19 protein-coding genes are annotated in these 17,395 nt (G+C 65.5%); 12 read left to right on the forward strand and 7 right to left on the reverse strand.

The window, feature by feature from the left end; all coding sequences use genetic code 11:
- The first annotated feature begins 40 nt into the window (after window positions 1-40).
- Window positions 41-1,117, forward strand: a complete 1,077-nt coding sequence (locus tag QME71_00650) for a Zn-dependent alcohol dehydrogenase (protein ID MDI6856815.1) — start codon at window positions 41-43, stop codon at window positions 1,115-1,117.
- A gap of 118 nt (window positions 1,118-1,235) precedes the next feature.
- Entirely contained in the window at window positions 1,236-1,934 is a 699-nt protein-coding gene (gene pth, locus QME71_00655; GenBank protein ID MDI6856816.1) for an aminoacyl-tRNA hydrolase, read from the forward strand.
- A gap of 11 nt (window positions 1,935-1,945) precedes the next feature.
- Here pth and QME71_00660 read toward each other — a convergent pair whose 3' ends face one another.
- The gene (locus QME71_00660) at window positions 1,946-2,599 is read right to left on the reverse strand and encodes an MBL fold metallo-hydrolase (GenBank protein MDI6856817.1); all 654 of its coding nucleotides are present in this window, start codon (window positions 2,597-2,599) and stop codon (window positions 1,946-1,948) included.
- Between the two features lie 111 nt (window positions 2,600-2,710).
- Between QME71_00660 and QME71_00665 the strand changes: the two genes are divergently transcribed.
- Window positions 2,711-4,048: a hypothetical protein gene (locus QME71_00665; protein MDI6856818.1), complete on the forward strand. Its 1,338-nt coding sequence runs from the start codon at window positions 2,711-2,713 to the stop codon at window positions 4,046-4,048.
- A gap of 54 nt (window positions 4,049-4,102) precedes the next feature.
- Here the strand turns inward: QME71_00665 and QME71_00670 are convergent, their stop codons facing one another.
- From QME71_00670 to QME71_00680, 3 genes are read right to left on the reverse strand one after another with little or no spacing between them, the layout of a single operon-like run.
- Entirely contained in the window at window positions 4,103-4,921 is an 819-nt protein-coding gene (locus tag QME71_00670) for an alpha/beta hydrolase (GenBank protein MDI6856819.1), read from the reverse strand.
- A 4-nt stretch (window positions 4,922-4,925) separates the two neighbouring features.
- A complete protein-coding gene (locus QME71_00675) occupies window positions 4,926-5,186 on the reverse strand; it encodes an OsmC family protein (protein ID MDI6856820.1) in 261 nt (86 codons plus the stop codon).
- A gap of 21 nt (window positions 5,187-5,207) precedes the next feature.
- On the reverse strand, window positions 5,208-5,405 hold the full coding sequence (locus tag QME71_00680) for a hypothetical protein (protein MDI6856821.1): 198 nt from the start codon (window positions 5,403-5,405) through the stop codon (window positions 5,208-5,210).
- A gap of 129 nt (window positions 5,406-5,534) precedes the next feature.
- Here QME71_00680 and QME71_00685 point away from each other — a divergent pair, with 129 nt between their 5' ends.
- The gene (locus QME71_00685; GenBank protein MDI6856822.1) at window positions 5,535-6,218 is read left to right on the forward strand and encodes a VTT domain-containing protein; all 684 of its coding nucleotides are present in this window, start codon (window positions 5,535-5,537) and stop codon (window positions 6,216-6,218) included.
- Between the two features lie 6 nt (window positions 6,219-6,224).
- Here QME71_00685 and QME71_00690 read toward each other — a convergent pair whose 3' ends face one another.
- A complete protein-coding gene (locus QME71_00690) occupies window positions 6,225-7,010 on the reverse strand; it encodes a diguanylate cyclase (GenBank protein MDI6856823.1) in 786 nt (261 codons plus the stop codon).
- Between the two features lie 233 nt (window positions 7,011-7,243).
- Here QME71_00690 and QME71_00695 point away from each other — a divergent pair, with 233 nt between their 5' ends.
- A complete protein-coding gene (locus QME71_00695; protein MDI6856824.1) occupies window positions 7,244-7,621 on the forward strand; it encodes a carboxypeptidase regulatory-like domain-containing protein in 378 nt (125 codons plus the stop codon).
- A 172-nt stretch (window positions 7,622-7,793) separates the two neighbouring features.
- Window positions 7,794-9,407 carry a phosphoenolpyruvate carboxykinase gene (locus QME71_00700; protein MDI6856825.1) on the forward strand — a complete coding sequence of 538 codons (1,614 nt, stop codon included), beginning with the start codon at window positions 7,794-7,796 and terminating at the stop codon, window positions 9,405-9,407.
- Here the strand turns inward: QME71_00700 and QME71_00705 are convergent.
- Window positions 9,404-10,786 (reverse strand): glycosyltransferase family 39 protein, encoded by a 1,383-nt coding sequence (locus QME71_00705; protein ID MDI6856826.1) that lies wholly within the window; start codon window positions 10,784-10,786, stop codon window positions 9,404-9,406. The genes QME71_00700 and QME71_00705 overlap by 4 nt on opposite strands.
- Window positions 10,787-10,930: 144 nt before the next feature.
- Here QME71_00705 and QME71_00710 point away from each other — a divergent pair, with 144 nt between their 5' ends.
- Genes QME71_00710 through QME71_00730 form a run of 5 tightly spaced genes read left to right on the forward strand, consistent with a single transcriptional unit; the run spans window position 10,931 to window position 13,946 of the window.
- A complete protein-coding gene (locus tag QME71_00710; protein ID MDI6856827.1) occupies window positions 10,931-11,374 on the forward strand; it encodes a Fur family transcriptional regulator in 444 nt (147 codons plus the stop codon).
- Between the two features lie 16 nt (window positions 11,375-11,390).
- Complete coding sequence (locus QME71_00715; GenBank protein ID MDI6856828.1) at window positions 11,391-12,092, forward strand: energy-coupling factor ABC transporter permease; 702 nt, start codon at window positions 11,391-11,393, stop codon at window positions 12,090-12,092.
- Window positions 12,079-12,423: a PDGLE domain-containing protein gene (locus QME71_00720; GenBank protein MDI6856829.1), complete on the forward strand. Its 345-nt coding sequence runs from the start codon at window positions 12,079-12,081 to the stop codon at window positions 12,421-12,423. Before QME71_00715 ends, QME71_00720 begins: the two co-directional genes overlap by 14 nt.
- Before the next feature lie 9 nt (window positions 12,424-12,432).
- Complete coding sequence (cbiQ, locus tag QME71_00725; protein ID MDI6856830.1) at window positions 12,433-13,233, forward strand: cobalt ECF transporter T component CbiQ; 801 nt, start codon at window positions 12,433-12,435, stop codon at window positions 13,231-13,233.
- Complete coding sequence (locus QME71_00730; protein MDI6856831.1) at window positions 13,230-13,946, forward strand: ABC transporter ATP-binding protein; 717 nt, start codon at window positions 13,230-13,232, stop codon at window positions 13,944-13,946. The genes cbiQ and QME71_00730 overlap by 4 nt, the downstream gene beginning before the upstream one ends.
- 93 nt (window positions 13,947-14,039) lie before the next feature.
- Here the strand turns inward: QME71_00730 and QME71_00735 are convergent, their stop codons facing one another.
- The gene (locus tag QME71_00735; protein ID MDI6856832.1) at window positions 14,040-16,505 is read right to left on the reverse strand and encodes a hydrophobe/amphiphile efflux-3 (HAE3) family transporter; all 2,466 of its coding nucleotides are present in this window, start codon (window positions 16,503-16,505) and stop codon (window positions 14,040-14,042) included.
- 348 nt (window positions 16,506-16,853) lie between these two features.
- On the opposite strand from QME71_00735, the gene pyrR reads away from it, so the two are divergent.
- On the forward strand, window positions 16,854-17,393 hold the full coding sequence (gene pyrR, locus QME71_00740) for a bifunctional pyr operon transcriptional regulator/uracil phosphoribosyltransferase PyrR (GenBank protein ID MDI6856833.1): 540 nt from the start codon (window positions 16,854-16,856) through the stop codon (window positions 17,391-17,393).
- Window positions 17,394-17,395 lie beyond the last annotated feature (2 nt).

Consider the following 17,395-nt stretch of genomic DNA (forward strand, 5'->3'; position numbering starts at 1 on the left):
GGTAGCGAATACAGAGATTGGACTGGAGGGGGTTCAACCGATGAAAGCAGCAGTCCTCTACGGACCCAACAACCTGGTGGTGGAAGAGATCGAGGTGGAGGAGCCGAAAGCCGGCGAAGTGCTCGTGAAGATGGCGGCCGCGGGCGTCTGCCATAGCGACCTCCACTTCATCGAGGGGCTCTGGCCCTATCCTGCGCCCTTCGTGATGGGGCATGAGGGAGCGGGCGTCATCGAAAAGGTAGGACCCGGCGTGACCCTCGTGGCGCCGGGCGATCACGTCATCCTGTCATGGGTCGCGCCCTGCGGCCTCTGCCGCGATTGCGTCGCCGGCAGGCCGTACATCTGCAAGGCGGGGCCGGTCGCGACCATGAAGGACGGCACGACCAGGTTCCACAAGGGAGACCAGCGCATATTCCACCAGACGGGCGTGTCTTCCTTCGCCGAGTACGCTGTAGTCCACGAGACGGCTGCGATCAAGGTCAGCAGCGACGCTCCGCTCGACCGCGTGGCCCTTATCGGCTGCGGCGTCATGACCGGAGTGGGCGCGGTGATCAACACCGCCAACGTCGAGGTGGGCGCCAGCGTGGCTGTCTTCGGCTGCGGCGGCGTGGGGCTCAACGTCATTCAGGGCGCTGTCCTCGCCGGCGCCATCAAGATCATCGCCGTCGATACCCTCGACAACAAGCTGGAGATGGCGAAGAAACTCGGCGCGACCCATGTCGTGAACGCTTCCAGGGAAGACCCCGTGGCCCGCATCCGCGAGATGACCGACGGCGGCGCCGACTACGCCTTCGAGGTAATCGGCTTGCCGGACGTCGTCACTCAGGCGTTTGAAGCGATCGCCACAAGCGGCACGGCCGTGATGGTGGGCATGCCTCCGCTGGGGTCGAACATCGTCATCAACTCAGTCCCTCTCTTCATGGGCAAGACGCTTAAGGGCGCCCTCTACGGCTCGGCGCGCGTCCGCATCGACATGCCGATGCTCGTCGACCTCTACATGGCGGGCAAGCTGAAGCTGGACGAACTCGTCAGCCGCAGCTACCCTATTGAGAAGATCAGCGAGGCGTTCGAAGCCATGAAGAACGGAGAGGTCGCCCGCAGTATCATCAAGTTCTAAGGGGACGGTTTTTTCACGCCCAGATGAAGGACCTCCAGCGTTTCGTCCTGAGCGTTGACGACCGTGATGGGCACCCGCAGCGAGGCGAAGTCGTCCTGGCGCGTCGCTGGCACGGTGAATGGGCCAGGGAAACGGCGAGCCGCCAGCCATGAACCTCCTGCGCTCGTTCCTCCGCCGACAGCAGTCGCCCGACGCTAACGCCGAGGACGCCGCTCGCCCGGAAGAGGCGCCGTCTCCGCGCCTGATCATCGGCCTCGGCAATCCCGGCCGCGACAACGCCCACAACCGCCACAACGTCGGCTTCTGGCTCGTCAACCGTCTCGCCCGCCGCTACGGCATCCCGCTGAAGACCCACGCGCGCCTCGCCACAACCGGCGAAGGGCGAATCGAGGGGCGGCAGGCGGTGCTTGCGAAGCCGAGGACGTACGTGAACCGCAGCGGCGAAGCAGTCGCCGCGCTGGCCCGTCGGCACGGGACACGAAAAGAAGAGATACTGATCGTCTGCGACAGCCTCGATCTGCCCGTGGGGGCGCTGCGCATCCGTCTCAAAGGAGGGCACGGCGGCCACAACGGCCTGCGGTCGATAGTCAGCCGGCTGGGCACGAGCGACTTCCCCCGCATCCGCATCGGCATCGGACGGCCGGTCGTGCGGGGGGAGCCGTCCTACGACCCGGCGGTGATCGCCGAGTACGTGCTCAGCGATCCGCCACCTGAGGAGCGCGCGGCGCTCGACGGGGCGGTCGCACGGGGAGTCGAAGCCGTCGCCTTGATGATGACCGAGGGCGTTGAGGCGGCGATGAACCGCTTCAACGAGTGAAGAGACGCGCGTCAGCAGGAGGGCCTGAGGATGACGGTCTCCGTCTCCGCCGGCAACTGCCCTTTCGACACCTCGATCTCGCTCCCGTCCACCTTCCGCACGCGCTTCCGTTTCTTTTCGAACTCATCGACGGTCGCAACGGGAAAAGTCGGGCAGCGGTCGTTGTTGAAGTGCATGGGAATGACGATCTTGGGGGCGAGCCGGTCGGCAACGCTGCTGGCCGCCGACGCGTCGATGGTGAAGTTTCCGCCCGTCGGTATGAGGAGGACGTCGACCGGCCCGATCTCCGACGCCTGCTCGGCCGTCAGCTTGTGGCCGAGGTCGCCTAGGTGGCACACGCGCACGTCGTCGAGCGTGAAGCAGAAGACGGTGTTAGCGCCGCGCTGTGAGCCGGAGGCTTCATCATGACTCGTGGCGACCCCCTTGAACTCGACGCCCTTCACCTTGTGGACTCCGGCGCCCGTCACAACCTGCGGGTTCCCCTTCACGTCCTTGACGTTGTTGTGGTCCTGATGCTGATGGCTTACCGTAACGACATCCGCCGTCTCCGACGGAGGGCCGTAATTGCACCCGAAAGCGCCGGGCGTATACGGGTCGGTGACGACGCGCAGCCCGGAGTCAGACGTTATAAGGAAGCAGGCATGTCCCAGCCATTTTACTTTCATCTCACGCCTCCTTTCTCCGCGGGCAATGATAGCATATCTCGCTGTTTTTCTTGGACAGATCGGGGCATTGGAGTCTAAAATGACCGCAATGCCAAAGTCCGGGACGCGTTTGTGACCGAAGAAGAACCTCCGCCTGAGCCCGCCGGCGGCAGCGAGCCTCCCCAGGCGCGCTTCGAGCGCCTTTTCGACGACGCCTACGACTTCTGTCTGCGGCTTCTCCTCAACCCCGTCGCCGCTGCCGAAGCGGCCGAAGAAGGGATCGCGCGCTATTCCGCCCTGCCGTCTTCAGGCGCCGACTCCGGGCAGGCGAGAGCGTTGCTCTTCCGCGAGGTCCTGCGAGCGGCAGCCGAACGCTCCGCGCAAGCGGCGCGCCCCTTCGCCGACCCCCACGCGCTCGGCCTTCATGAACTCGATCCCGGCCGTCTTCCAGGCCTCGCGCCGCCCCCCGGCGAATGGGCCGCTATCGCCTGGGAGGCGCTATCGCGGCTCACCCTTGAGGAATACGCCTTTCTCGACCTGCACATGCGTCGCGGGCTGGGCCCCGAAGAGCTGGCCCTCGTGTATGAAACGAGCGCGCGCTCCGTCCAGGGGAAGCTGGAAAGACTGGAGCGCGAGGTTCAGGCAGACATCGCCGCGCTGATCACGGCAAGACAGTCGGCGGCAGGATGCGACGCACTGCGTCAGGCGCTGCTCGCCCTCCCGCTGACAGCCACAATAGGTCAGGTGAGGAGGGCGGTGGAAGCGCACTGCCCGACGTGTCCCGCCTGCGCCGCCTTTCAGCAGAGCCTGACTCCACCACTGCACCTCTTCTCAGCGATGGCGGGCGCCGCCATGCCTGCCGACGTCAAGAACAGGGTCTCGCAGCGGATTTCGGCCGCTGCGGCGGCAGCAGCCGCGGCGCCGGCGACGGCGGTACCCATGCCTGTGCCCCCGCCCACGCCCATTGCCGCAGGACCGACGGCGGTGCGCCCGGCTTTGGGAGAGCGATTCGCACACCTGCGGCAAACGCTGGGAGACGCCTGGTCACGGTTCGCGACCGGCCAGCGTCCACTACTGCCGTTCGCCGCCGCGCTGTTCGTCATTGGCACGGCCCTGGGCATCGCCTGGGGGACCGGCATGTTCGGTGGGTCGGACGGCGTCGCGCCCGTCGCTTCGCCCACGCCGACGAAGACCCCGGAAGCCACCCGTACCATGACGGCGACGCCGGCACCGTCCCCAACAGAGATCGCCACTGCAACTCCGACGGAGGAGCCGTCGCCCACGCCGGAGCCCACCGCCTCGCCCACCACAGAGCCGCCGACACCGACGGAAGCGCCTCCTCCTTCGCCTACTGCGCCGCCTACTGTCGCAGCCACCCACACGCCGCCGCCCTCACCCTCGCCGGTCACGACCCCGACGGTCGTTCCCTCTCCGGAGGAGACTCCTCCAGCGCCGTCACCCACGCCATAACAGTCGCCAGGCCCGACCGCCCTGCGAAGGCGCAGCCGGATATCGCAATGGGGCCTAAGAGTGACGCCTCACGAAGTCGACCACGGCCTCGTTGAAGCCGTCCGCAGCGTCCAGGTTTACCGCGTGGCCCGCGTCGAGCGCCTCGACCTCGAGAAAGGGCATATTCGCCTCTGCGAACCGCCGGTGAGGCGCGAACCTCTTCTCCCGCTCGCCCACGACCAGCAGCGCCGGCACCCTGTTCTCGACCACGCGCCCGCGCACCGAGGATGGCGGGACGGTGTACAGGCCGGTGCAGGCGATCCCGCGCGGCGAGTGGAGCGCGTAGTCCTCGCGCAGGGCGTCTCGCACTTGCGGGCCGAGCCGCTTGTTACGCGCGGGGTTAAGCGGATGTTCCGCCAGAACTCGCCGCCCCTCAGTTTCGAGGCGTCGCGCCTGCTCCTCCATGAACGGCCGCACCGCCGCTTCCCAGCCTTCCTCGGCGAGGGCCGAGTTCGAGTTGGTGAATATTTGTGCGGCCACGCGGTCCGGGCAGTCCAGCGCGTAGCGAATGGTCAGCGCCGCGCCGAGCGACTGCCCGCACACAAGCCACCTCTCGGCGCCAAGAAGCGTCCGTATCGCCTCGAACTCGCAGCCGTAGTATTCGGGGGTGTAGCAGGCCGGATCGTCCGGGGTTGGCGACCGCCCATGGCCGAAGAGCTCGACGACGACTGGGCGACAGACGCGGCGCAGCGCGGCGAGGTTGGGCAGCCACTGGGAGCGGCTCGAGAGCATGCCGTGCACGAGGAGAAGGAACGGCCCACTCCCCTCGTGCACCTCGTAGTAGAGCGAAGGCGTTGCCTGTCCCGGCGCGCCCACCGGCGTCTCACGCGTCACAACGCTACTCCGCCGGTGCTTCCTCTCGCACGTCCGCCGTCCATCTGACCTCTATGGCGCCCTTCACGCTCTGATAGCCGGGGCAGGCGTCGAAATGCGTTTCCAGCGCCCGCTGGACGTCGTCCTTCCTGCCGGCGGGCACCGTTAGCCGGTAGTGGATGCCGATCTCCGTGATGCCGATGGTCAGCCCCTTCTTCTCGACCCGTCCCTCCACCTGCGCGGTGTAGTCCTCGGTCTTCACCCTGATCCCGCGTGCTGCCAGCACGCCCAACAACGTCCCGTACAGTCAGCCTCCAACCGCGGCGACGATATGGTCGAGCGTCGAAGCCATCGAGGGCACCTTGTCCGGCACGCGGTAGTAGTCTCTGAGCGCGCCCTGGACGCCGTATATCACTGGCTCCTCTATCTCTCCCAAGTAGGCGTGCCGCATCCGGTCTTTCATCTCCAGCCTGGTGCGGGAGATGTACAGGAAATCCTTTTCCATAGTCGCCTCCTCCTTTCCTCTGTCTCATCCGAAAGAGGATGCTAAGCGCCGTCGCTCCTCACGTCAACAAGCGAGTATCGAATCGAATGCCGGCCGTGTTATTCTGGGCTTTCGTAGGGAGACGACCGCATGGAGAATCCCGAGCACAGCACGCCCCGGATTGTGGCGCGCGCCGCCGACCGGCTGCTGGCCTTCTACGAGAGCGCCGCCCAACGGGTAAGCAGGAGCCGCCGAGCGCAACTCCTCGTGGCGATGATCGCCCTGTTGTTCGTGTTCATCCCCTCGGTTGTCCTGCTCATCCTGCCGTTCGTGACCGATTTCAGCGAGCAGCGCCTGAAGAGTCTGGGGTACGCAGGGATATTCATCGCCAACCTGGCGGGCACCGCCACCGTCTTCATTCCGGTGCCGGGGATTACCGCCGCGGGGCAGGCCCTCGTCATTACCGGTGGCAGCGAGCTCAATCCGGTGGCTGCGGGCATCCTGGGAGGACTGGGGATGGCGCTCGGCGAGGTCACTGCTTACGCCGCCGGCGCTGTGGGCAGGGAATTCGCGCGTGGGCGGCAGGTCGGCGGCCCGATGTGGTTTCGGAGGGCGGTGCTGGCGGCCATTGGTGGCGTTGGCTGGCTCATGGCGCGCTACGGGATGCTCACGCTGTTCTTCCTCGCGGCCATACCCAATCCCCTGTTCGAGGTCGCGGGGCTCACGGCGGGCTCGGTGAGGATGAACTTCTGGCGCTTCATGACGGCGGTAACACTGGGGAAGGTAACCCGGGGCCTGGCGCTCGCTTTCTTTGGGGCATCGCTCGGCTTCTAACGGGCGTCAGGCTGCGCCTACGCGCCTTCCCTCGATCGATATCACCTTGAGGGACACCCGCGCGGCCTCCAGCAGCGAGTCGGGATCGGCCCCGTCGTCGCCTGAGACGATGCCCATTTCGATCATCAGCCTCGACCCATATCCGCGGGCCATCGTCTCCACTTCTTTGCCAAGACAGCGCCGTATCCGCTCGCTGACTATCTCCAGGCCGGTTGGCGAGGCAGCGGAGACGAGGATGCCGATCTCCTTCTCGTCTATGACGGCGACGAGGTCAGAGGGGCGCATCTGATTCGCTATCGACATCCCGAGCAGGCGGAACACCTTTTCATCGGCCGGGCCCATCCCGCTCCCGTCTCGCACCGGCTCTTCGACTTTCACCAGTATCAGGCCGACGCGGTACTCGGCAAGCTCACGCCCCAACTGGCACTGCACCTTGAGCCGCTCGAAGAAGTACTCCCTGTTCCGCAGCCCGGTCTGCGCGTCATAGATCGACGACCAGGCGGCAAGCGCTTCTCGCCGCTGCTTAACAATGCCCTTGGTCAACAGGACAGTGGCGGTCACCGCCGGGCACAGCCCCAGCAGCACGAAGGCAAGCAATACTTCCGGCGAGTAGTCCGTGGATGACAGACCAAGCGGCAGCCACGGGATCAGCCAGAGCACTATCACTAGGATGAGTATCCAGAATAAGGCCGTAGCGACGCGGCTCCACCTGGAAACGCGGTGATACGATCGGTACACCTTGTTGAAGCTTTGCCGGTCGCGTACGACTGTCGGGTCCGGCCCTTTCTCCATTCCTGGCCTCCCGGCTCAGCGCAAAAGAAGCCGCCTCGCCCGCACCTCCATTGCGGTGGGCGAAGGATCGTCTGTCGGAATTATCGGCCGTCACGGCCCCCTGCTACAGCCTAAACCACAGCCCGGGCGACGGAGGGCCGACGGCAAGAACGGGCGGTCTGCCCGGCTGCATATGATGCCGTCGCAGTGTATAATGTCGCGAAAGCGGCCCCTTATTGAGAGCTTTGATTGCGATGACAAAGGGCTTGTGCATCCTGTCGCTCCTAGTCTTCGCGGGACTCTTCTCGTCGGGCTGCCTCTGGGGTGTTGTCCGGGATGCGCGCACGGGCGCGCCCGTCGCCGGAGCGTCCGTCTCATTCCGCGACTCGCGCGGCGTGTCGGCGAAGACTGTCACCAACGCCGACGGCTGGTACGCCTTCGACGCCTCGAAGGTGGTGGCCCCCGCCCGCGGCACCGTCGACTTCACCGTAAAGGCGGTGGGCTATCAGACGTTGAACACTCAGAGGGAAGCTCTTTATGACGACAACGCGGACGGCGACTGGGAAGTGCAGAGCTTCTCGCTTTCCGTTTCCGACATCTCGGTGCCGAACGTGCCGCCTTCCGGCGGCTGAGCGCGCTAGGCGGCCGCCGTGCGCGGTCGAGCGGAGAAAGCCGGGGCGGCACCGCGGCCAGCCGTTGGACATGGCGCGGCGGGAACGGCGCAGCAGTGGTGCTTCCCCGACGACTTCGGTAAACTAACAAGGAGTCCTTCGGCACGACCAGCATTTCCCCTGTAAGGAGACCATGGCAAAGAACTCTTTTAAAGAAGCGGCCGTAAAGATATACAACGACGCCAAACGCAGCGGCAGGCTGATCGAAAACCTTGGCCTCGACCAGGCGAAGGCGATAGCGCTGACCCAGGACGGCGTCATCGAAACGCAGTTAGGCTCTGTCGCAGCCAACTCGGAGCCCATGTCGCGGGCAGCGCCGCATACAAAGAACAGCGTCGATAGCCCGTTCGGTGAGGAAGAAGAGCTACTGGCGCATCAGGCGGTGCAGGCCTTGAGCTCCGAGAAACTGATATCGCTCGACGTCATGGTCGGCGACGGGAAGGACGGCGTGTCGGCGCGCTTCCTTATCCCGCTGGAGCATGCCGTCCTCGCCTACGCGCTCAAGCTTCTCTTCGGCGGGCCCCCTCTCGTCGTTGAAGACCCCACGTACACGATAATCTACTTCACCGACGAAGCGTTCGAGGCAAACAAGAGCAAGCGCCTGATCGATAAGGACATCCAGGTCCGGCTGTACATGGGAGAGAAGAGAGGGGAGCAGGTCAAAATATGCCGCAACACCGCCTACATGGGCGAAGGGAAGAAAGGCGTCTTCCAGTTCGAGAGCTGGCGGGTGAAGGCCATCGATAAGATGGGCATCTTCCTGCACGCCGGCGCCCGCCGCGACAGGCTATGGGTGTACGACTTTCAGACTGAGCGCCCCGAGCTAATCGAGATTAATACAACGGTGGGAGGCGCCACGGCAACCGGTAAGACCACCAGCCTCTGCCGCCGTCTGGCGCGCATGCCCAAAGAATCTTCAGAGATGATCGGCGACGACGGCGGCACCTTCAACTTCGACGGCAGCTACGCCGCGTTCGAGATGGGCGGCCTCTACGTCAAGACGGAGAACCTCGACTCCAGCCAGCCGGAGATACTGAGGGCCGCCGAATCGAAGGACACCTTCCTCGAAAACGTTGCCATATCCAAGTACCCGTACATACCCAACTTCTCCGACCTCTCGCTAACGGCGAACGGCAGGGCGGTAGTGGCCCGCGCCAACCTCGAGATCGCCAGCGCCGGCCTTCGCGCCGACAAGATCGATAGCCTCATCATCCTCACCAGGAATCCGCTGGCGAACGTCGTCTCCAAGCTCACGCCCGAGCAGATGACGATGCAGCTCATCTACGGCGAGACCGTCGAAAGCTCAGGCGGCAATCCCGAGGAAGCGGGCAAGTTCCACCGCGAGTTCTTTCTCGACCCCTTCATCACCGGTGACCGCCTGGAGCACGCCATGATCTTCTATGACGTGGTGAAGCGCAATAACATCAAGTGCTACCTGGCGAACACCGGCACCATCGGCCAGGACGAGATCAAGGTCGACCTCCGCCAGTCGCTCTCCGCCTACAACGACGTGCTGCGGAACCTGATGATCTTCAGCTCCGAACCAGACCACCTGGGGTACCACTTCCCCGTGCGCTGCGATAGGGCGAACCTCGACTATATGCGGGCCGCCCCCCTCTTCCCCGACAAGGCGCTGCTGGAGAAGAAGATCGAGGACTTCCTGAAAGGCCGGAGAGAGTACCTGGAGCGCTTCGAGAGCGAGTACGGGCAGATTCCCGCCAAGATACGCGACTCGCTGCCCCACTAGCGCCGCCGCCTGCGTCGCCTTCCGCCGGCAACAGCCGTCTCACGCCTGCCACGACTGCGGGCGGGCGCCGCAGTCTCCGCCGACCACAGCCTGGCAACCGCAGGGATGCCGATCGCCGCCGTCAGCGCCGCCAGCGGCAGTAACGGAATGTGGAAGCGCGGCTCAGCGAAGAATACGACGTGGAACACCGCCCACGAAGCGAACACGAACGCCATCCATCGCACGGCCCGCATCCGCCGGCCGGCGACCAGCCCCACGGCCGCGAAGAGCAGCAGCGTCCAGTAGTACGCGTCGGCGAGCCAGATCAGGGCGCTACGCACCGCCGACGGCGCCACCGGCTCAGAAGCGTAGTTGGCCCACTCCAGCGCGTCGGAATCGGGGATGAAAAGATAGTATAGCTTCTTCAGCGACAGCTCGACCTCCTCCGCGGGATGGCTGGTCGCGTACTCCCACGCCAGCTCGCGCCCCTCGCGGCTGAACAGCGCCTCCCTTTCGGTCTGGTCGATCCCGGGCTCCAGCGCCCAGAGGTCCTTCGGGGTGACGAAGCGGCCGGTGGCGTAAGGGCTGTGTCCGATGCGCAGGTTAAAGCCATCATTCGCCGAAATGAGGATGGGCTCCTCGAAGGTCAGCACGTTGCGCACCGTCCACGGCAGTATCACGACCAGCATCGCGCCGACGACGACCACCGTGCGCTTGAACGCCTCCGTCCAGCCCCGAAACGAGCCCCACAGCACCAGCGCGTACACCGGCAGCAGCAGCCCCTGTCCCCGCACCAGCGACGCGGCCCCGATGACAACGCCCAGCAATGCCGCGGCCCACAGCGAGCGGCTCCCCTCCCAGTCCTTCGTCCTCAGCAAGACGAACAGCGCCAGGCAGAACCAGGCGGTGAAGTAGACGTCGGCGTAAAGGGTCGAACTCCAGAAGATGTGGTTGGGGTAGAAAGCGATGATTGCCGCGCCGATCAGCCCCACGCGCCGCCCGAACAGCAACTCACCGATGCGGTACACGAGGTACACCGTCAGCACGCCGGCAACCACGTTCAACAGCTTACCGGCCGTAAGGCCCGTGCCGAACACGAAGAAGACCGCCGCCAGCGACGCCGGCCAGCCCGGCGGCCATAGCGTGGTCGGGCTACCGCCGGGCCCGGCCGCGAAGACGGACTGGCGCTCTTCCTCCGACGCTCCCGTATCCCTAGGCTCGCTGTCGATCCGCATCGTGAAGCCGCGGCCCTCCGCGAGGTTGGAGGCGACCGCGTAGTACCACTGCGGGTCGACGACGGGAGGCGGCTCCGACTGCGCGTGTAGCACCCAGAAAAGGCGCAGGACAAGCGCCGCCGCCAGGACTAGGAGCAACAGGCGGTTGCTCCTGATCTTCTCCATATCCGCCGCCGTCGCGTTCATGCGCGAATCATAGCACGAACGCGAATCTTGCTCGCAGTGTTCGCAACGTTTTCCTTCCCCGGGGCTTGACGAGAAAGACTGTACGCGCTAATGTGCAACTGCAATTAGTTGCAGGAGGCCCGAATGAGCTGCGAAGCGGAGATCGCCGATCTTCTGCGGGAAGCGGGCCACAGGCTAACGCCGCAGCGCCTGACCATCCTTTCCATCCTCCGCCACGCCGGGGATCACCTCACTGCCGCTGAAATCCTCGACCGCGTCAAGGAAACCTACCCGTACGTCGACATATCGACCGTTTACCGGACGATGAGCGCGCTGAAAGACCTCGGGCTCGTTTCGGAGACAGACATGGGGAGCGGCGAGCACAGCTACGAGTGGACGGTCCCCGAGCCTCATCACCACCTGATATGCAGGGAGTGCGGCCTGGAGATATCGCTCAACCATCGTTACCTGGAGGCCATCGAGCGCCGCCTGCTCGATGACTACGGCTTCGAGGCCGAGCTGGCGCACTTCGCCATTTTCGGCACCTGTCGCGCCTGCCGCGAGAAGAAGGCGGCCGGCGCAAGCTGACGCGGAAGGAGGCGTGATGGCCTACGTCAATCCAATTCCCCAAACACTGCCCGAGCCGGCGGGAATGCACATCCCCGACGGCTTCGTAAACGCTCCTGTAGCTGCGGTCGGCTTCGTGCTTGCCGCCGCAGTCCTCGCGTTCGCGGTGCGAAAGACGAACCGCGACCTGCAAGACAGGATGGTGCCTCTCATGGGAGTGATGGCGGCGTTCATCTTCGCCGCCCAGATGATGAACTTTCCCGTCGCCGGCGGCACCTCCGGGCACCTGATCGGGGGCGCGCTCGCCGCTATACTGCTCGGCCCGTGGGCAGCCGTCATCGTCATGACCTGCGTGGTGGGAGTGCAGGCGCTCATCTTCCAGGACGGCGGTCTGGCGGCGCTGGGGGTTAACACCCTCAACATGGCGATCGTCGCCGTCGCTGTGGGCTACCCCGTCTACAGGCTGCTCACGCTCCTGGGAAACGGACGCCCCACGTCGGGCTACATTGCCGGCTTCGCCGCGGCCTGGCTCTCGGTGCAGTGCGCCGCCCTGTTCGCGAGCTTTGAGCTTGCCCTGTCGGACACCTCACCGCTGGAAGTGGCGCTGCCGGCCATGATCGGGGTCCACGCCCTCATCGGCATCGGCGAGGGACTCATCACCGTCGCTGCCCTCGCCTTCATCGCTGCAACCCGAAGAGACCTGCTATTCGCACAGGAGGCCTCCCTTGAGACAGACTAGGAATCTCCTGCTTCTTGTCGCGGTCGGGCTCGGAATCGCCCTCTTGATAACCCTGTTCAGCCCTCTTGCCTCGCCGGAGCCGGACGGTCTCGAGCGAGTGGCTGAGGACGAAGAGTTCATCGACAAGGCCAAAGACCCGCCCTACGAGGTAATCGCCGACTACGTGTTCCCCTGGGTAGATAACGAGGACGCGGCAACCATCCTCGCGGGCGCGACCGGCGTGGCAATCGTTGCCGCGATTGTCTTCGCCCTCGGATTCGTCCTCGTGCGGTTTTCGGGACGCGCCGCGCCCTCCCGAGAGACTCCCGCGGGGCGCGACAGCCCGTCGTAGGAGGGTGTTATGTCGATAACCCTTCCGCTGGGGGAGAGATACCTCCCCGGCGGGAGCTTCCTCCACCGCCTCGACGCCCGCACCAAGGTGGCCGGGGCGTTCGCGTTCGTCTTCACCGCGACGCTCATCCCTTTCGGGCGCTGGCCCGCCTTCGCGGCGATGGCGGCGCTCCTCGCGCTCATAACGTTCGCCGCCCGCCTCTCGCCTCTACTCGTCTTGCGACGCTCCGCCCTCGCGCTGCCCTTCCTGCTCGTCGCCCTGCCGCTTCTCTTCCTGAAAGACGGCGACGAATTGTTCTCGATCCCGCTCCTCGCCTGGCGGTTGGAAGTGACCGACGCCGGAGCCATCGCCGTCGGCTCCATTCTCGCGAAGGCGCTGCTCTCCGTGGCCGCCGCCGTCGTTCTCACCGCGACGACGGCGCCGCTCGATCTTCTGCGCGCGCTGCGGTCGCTCGGGGTGCCGCGCATTATCGTCGCCACCGTCCTCTTCATGTACCGCTACATCTTCGTCATCGTCGACGAGGCGATGCGCCTGCTGCGCGCGAGGGAGAGCCGCAGCGCCCGCGCCGGACGCGGCAGCGGCGGCCCCGTGACCTGGCGGGCGCAGGTGCTGGGCAACATGGTCGGTTCGCTGTTCCTGCGCAGCTACGAGCGCAGCGAGCGCGTGTTCGCGGCGATGACGGCGCGCGGGTTCCGCGGCGAGGTGCGCTCGCTTGCCGCGCCGGCCATGACTCACGCGGACTGGCTCGCTCTGGCGACGCTGGGCGCGTGCCTCATCGCGCTGCTGACGTACGAAATGGTGCCGAGATGAACGCCCCGCCCGCAATCGCAATCCGCGACCTCTCTTTCTCCTATCCGGACGGCCATCGCGCGCTCCACGGCGTGAGCGTGACGGTCGCCCGCGGCGAGAAGGTCGCGCTCGTCGGGCCGAACGGCGCCGGCAAGTCGACGCTGCTGCTCCACTTGAACGGCATCCTGAGGGGGAGGGGCCAGATCGAGGTCATGGGCCGCCCGCTCAGGGACGGACATTTCCCCGAGGTGCGGGCGCTGGTGGGACTCGTCTTCCAGAACCCGGACGACCAGCTATTCTCCCCCACCGTCTTCGAGGACGTTGCGTTCGGGCCCCTCTACATGGGCCTCCCGCAGGAAGAAGTCCGGCGGCGCGTCTCGGAGGCGCTGGCGCAGGTGGGCATGTCGGAGATGGAGCGAAGGATGCCCCACCACCTCAGCCTGGGGGAACGCAAGCGCATTGCCATCGCCACCGTCCTCTCCATGAACCCCGAGATCCTCGCTGTGGACGAGCCGTCGATGGGGCTCGACTTGCGGGCGCGGCGGGCGCTAATCGAATTGCTGCGACGCCTCCCACAGACCATCATCGCCTGCACCCACGACATGCACCTCGTGCGTGACCTCTTCCCCCGCACGATCGTCCTCGACCGCGGACGCATTGTCGCCGACCGGCCGACGGCGGAGCTTCTCGCCGACGCCGCTCTCCTCGAGGCGCACGGTCTCGAAGCGCCCTGATCCGTCGATAACGCGCCTGAGCCGGGTCCAGGGCAGACGACGCGACGGGCGTCGCGCCTCGCTGAGACTACTTGGGGCTTTCCGGGGGATCGCCTAGCCCGCCCGCTGGTCGATGCGGCCTGCGGGCACCCGCTCGACCGCCACCAGCCTCGTCTCCTCGTCCAGCCACACGAGCAGCGGCGGCAGGACGACGAGCGTCGCCATGAGACAGAGGGCCATGTCGAGGACGGTGACCTTGCCGAAGCTCTCCAGCAGCGGGAAGTTGGAGAAGGCGAGGGCCGCGAACCCGCCGATAACGGTCAGCCCGGAGGCGGCAATCGCCCGCCCGATCTGGAGCGAGGCAATCCTCATTGCCGGCCGCGGCTCGTGTCCGTTCTCCCGCTCCTCGAAGTAGCGCGACATCAGCAGGATGGTGAACTCCGTTCCCATGGCGATGATCAGCGGCCCCGAGACGGAGGTGAGCGGGTTCAGCTCAATCCCCAGCAGGTAGAGGATAACCGACGAGCCGCCCAGAGCGAGGACGATTGGCAGGACGGGCAGTACTGCTTTCACCGGGTTGCGGTACACGAGGAGAAGGCCGACCGTTATCGCGCCCAGGGCGGCGATCGTCATGAGCCCGCGGTTCTGCGACAGCGCGTTCGCCGTCTCGGCGCCGATGACCGATAGCCCGCCGGCCGTGATGGACACGCCGGGCGGCAGATCGGTGTCCGCCTCGATTTCGCGCACGATGGCCCGGCGCTCATTCAGCGACATGTCGCCCACGCTGAACACGATGCTTGCCTGCCTGTGATCGGCGCTCACAAGCGATTTCAGGACGCTCTCCGGCGTAACGCTCAGCAACGCCTCGACGTCCCCGCGGTCTGGGGTCCGACCGTTGCCCGCCTGGGAGACGACCGACGCCAGGCTGTTCGCGCGCTGCAGCTCGGGATGCTGCGCCATCTGCTCCTGCTGGAACTCCTGCATCCACGACAGCACGTCGGGCCTGAGCACGTCATCCGCCTCGACCAAAATCCCCAGCTCGCTTGTGGAGCCGGCCGTGTCGCGGATGTAGTACAGGTCCTTCAGCACGGGGCTGTTTTGCGGAATGAACTTCTCGGGGTCGGTCTGGAGAGGAATGCGCTGGTCGAGGAACAACCCCAGCAGCACCACAAACAGGCCGATGGCGATTACGGGCAGCAGCCGGCCGACGGTGTTCGCGGTAATGGTGTTGACGACGTTCTCGACCTGCAGGCCGCGTCTCCTGGAAGCGGTCGTCACGCTTCGAGAGGCGCGCCTTCCTCGCAGGAAGAGAACACTGTGCAGAAAGAGAAGTCCGGCAAAGAAGAGGATGATCGTGCCCACCGCCAGCATCGACCCGAAATCGCGAATCATAGGCACGCGCGAGATGTGCAGGACCAGGAAGCCCGCCGACGCCGCCAGGACCGCCACGGCAACCGCCGTCCCGATTCGCGGCAGCGAGGCCGCGAGCGCGTCGCGCATGCTGCCGGTGCGCCGCAACTCCTCGTCGAACCGGCTGTGGAACTGGATGGCAAAGTCCACCCCCAGGCCAATGAGGATGGGCAGGCCTGATATCGTGACCATCGTCAGGGGGAGGCCAAGGAACCCCATCAGGCCGAACGCCCACACGCAGCCGATCAGCACCACCGGCAGCGACAGCAGCGGCCAGTCGGCCCGGAACACAAGCAGCAGCACGACGACCATCAGCGCCGTCGCCAGGGCGCCCATGCGCACCAGGTTGTCGCGCATGCTGTCGTTGATCTCCTTGATGAGGATCGCCGGGCCGGAGGGGAGAGTATGGAGTCCATCGAAGGAGTAGCCTCTCACCAGCTCCGTTAAGTCGCCGGCGGCCGCCGCCTGTTCGTCGATCGACATGTTGCCGTTGAGGCGTATCACCATCAGGCCGTGCTCGCGGTCGGGAACAATGTCGGCCATCTCGGGGCGCACCTGGCCCGTCGCATCGAAGAGGAGGAACTCAACCAGCCGCGGGTTTTCCAGCGACAGTTCGCCTACCTGCGCAAAGCGTTCCGCGTCGGCGCCCCTCTCGGCGGCGAACTCCTGCGCCACCTGCGCCCTTGCCGCATCCGCGGCCGCTTCTTGCTCCGCTAGCGACGCTCCCGCGGCCGCCGCCTCGTTGCGCGCCTGCGCCGCTGCTTCCTCTTGCCTTTCGGCGAGCTGGCGGACCGCAATCTCCTGCTGCAGCGTCATCTGCTCGAGGCCCGTCTGTACTACGGTCAGCGGGCTGACAACCGAGAAGTAGCGGGAATCGGCGTTGATCGATCCCTCGAGCTCCTCCAGCTTCGAGAGGTTAGACGGTTCGAACAGCCGCAGCACGTCCCCTTCGAAGAGGACGAGCATGGGGTCGCCCCCGAACTGGTTCTGATACCGTAGGTTATCCTGATAGACCTTGGAATTGGCGGGCAGCAGCGTGTCCTGCCCGGTCTTGAAGTGAATGCGCGGTATTCCCAGCGCGAGGATGATAGTGGCGATAACGGCGGCGACGACAACGGGCAAATGGTAGCGGCTGATGACCGCCGTCAACGGAAGCCAGACTCGACGCATCTCCCAGCGCTCCCCCGGCTTTGTCCTCCCACTCGCTCCGTCTGTCCCGCACAGCCCCTCATCTTCTTCGTACATTAAGAGCTAACGTTTGTCAAGCGGCGCCGTTACCCCGGAGCACTAGCCCACTCCGAGCCGTCCGTTCCTTCAAAGATTTCGCGTGAAAATGGTCCGGACCTTATTGTCGGCGCAGGCGCCCGCTGCTATAATGTGCTCACTGAAGCGGCAAAACCTTTAAGTCCGGTCCCGTGAGGCCGGAAAGGGGACAAATGGCGGGCATACAGGCCCCGAACAAGAGCACCGAAGTAGAGGAGGATGCCTCTCGCCGAAGGGCGGCGGGAGGTTTTTTTCATGCCTGAGAAACTGATTATGTCGCCGGAGGACGTGCGCCGGGCCATCGTGCGCATCGGACACGAGATCGTGGAGAACAACCGCGGTTGCAAGGACCTCGTCTTCATGGGGATCGAGACGCGCGGCGTTCCCCTCGCCAAACGCATCGCCGCCAGCATCGCCGACTTCGAGGGCGAGGAGATCCCCCTGGGCACCCTCGACATCGGGCTCTACCGCGATGACCTCGACGACATGGGCCTCGTCCAGATTAAGCCCAGCGATATCCCCACGAACATCGCCGGCAAGCGCGTCGTCCTCGTCGACGACGTCCTCTACACAGGCCGCAGCATCCGCGCCGCCCTCGACGCGCTCATTAGCTACGGACGGCCGGGGCGCATTCAGCTCGCCGTCCTTGTCGACCGCGGCCACCGCGAGCTGCCGATACGGCCCGACTACGTCGGCAAGAACATCCCCACTTCACGGCAGGACGACGTGCAGGTGCGGCTGACGGAGACGGACGGCAGCGACGCCGTCGTACTCATCACAGCGGAGGGCGAATGACA

Source organism: Dehalococcoidia bacterium, from assembly GCA_030018455.1.
Classification (GTDB): Bacteria; Chloroflexota; Dehalococcoidia; order DSTF01; family JALHUB01; genus JASEFU01.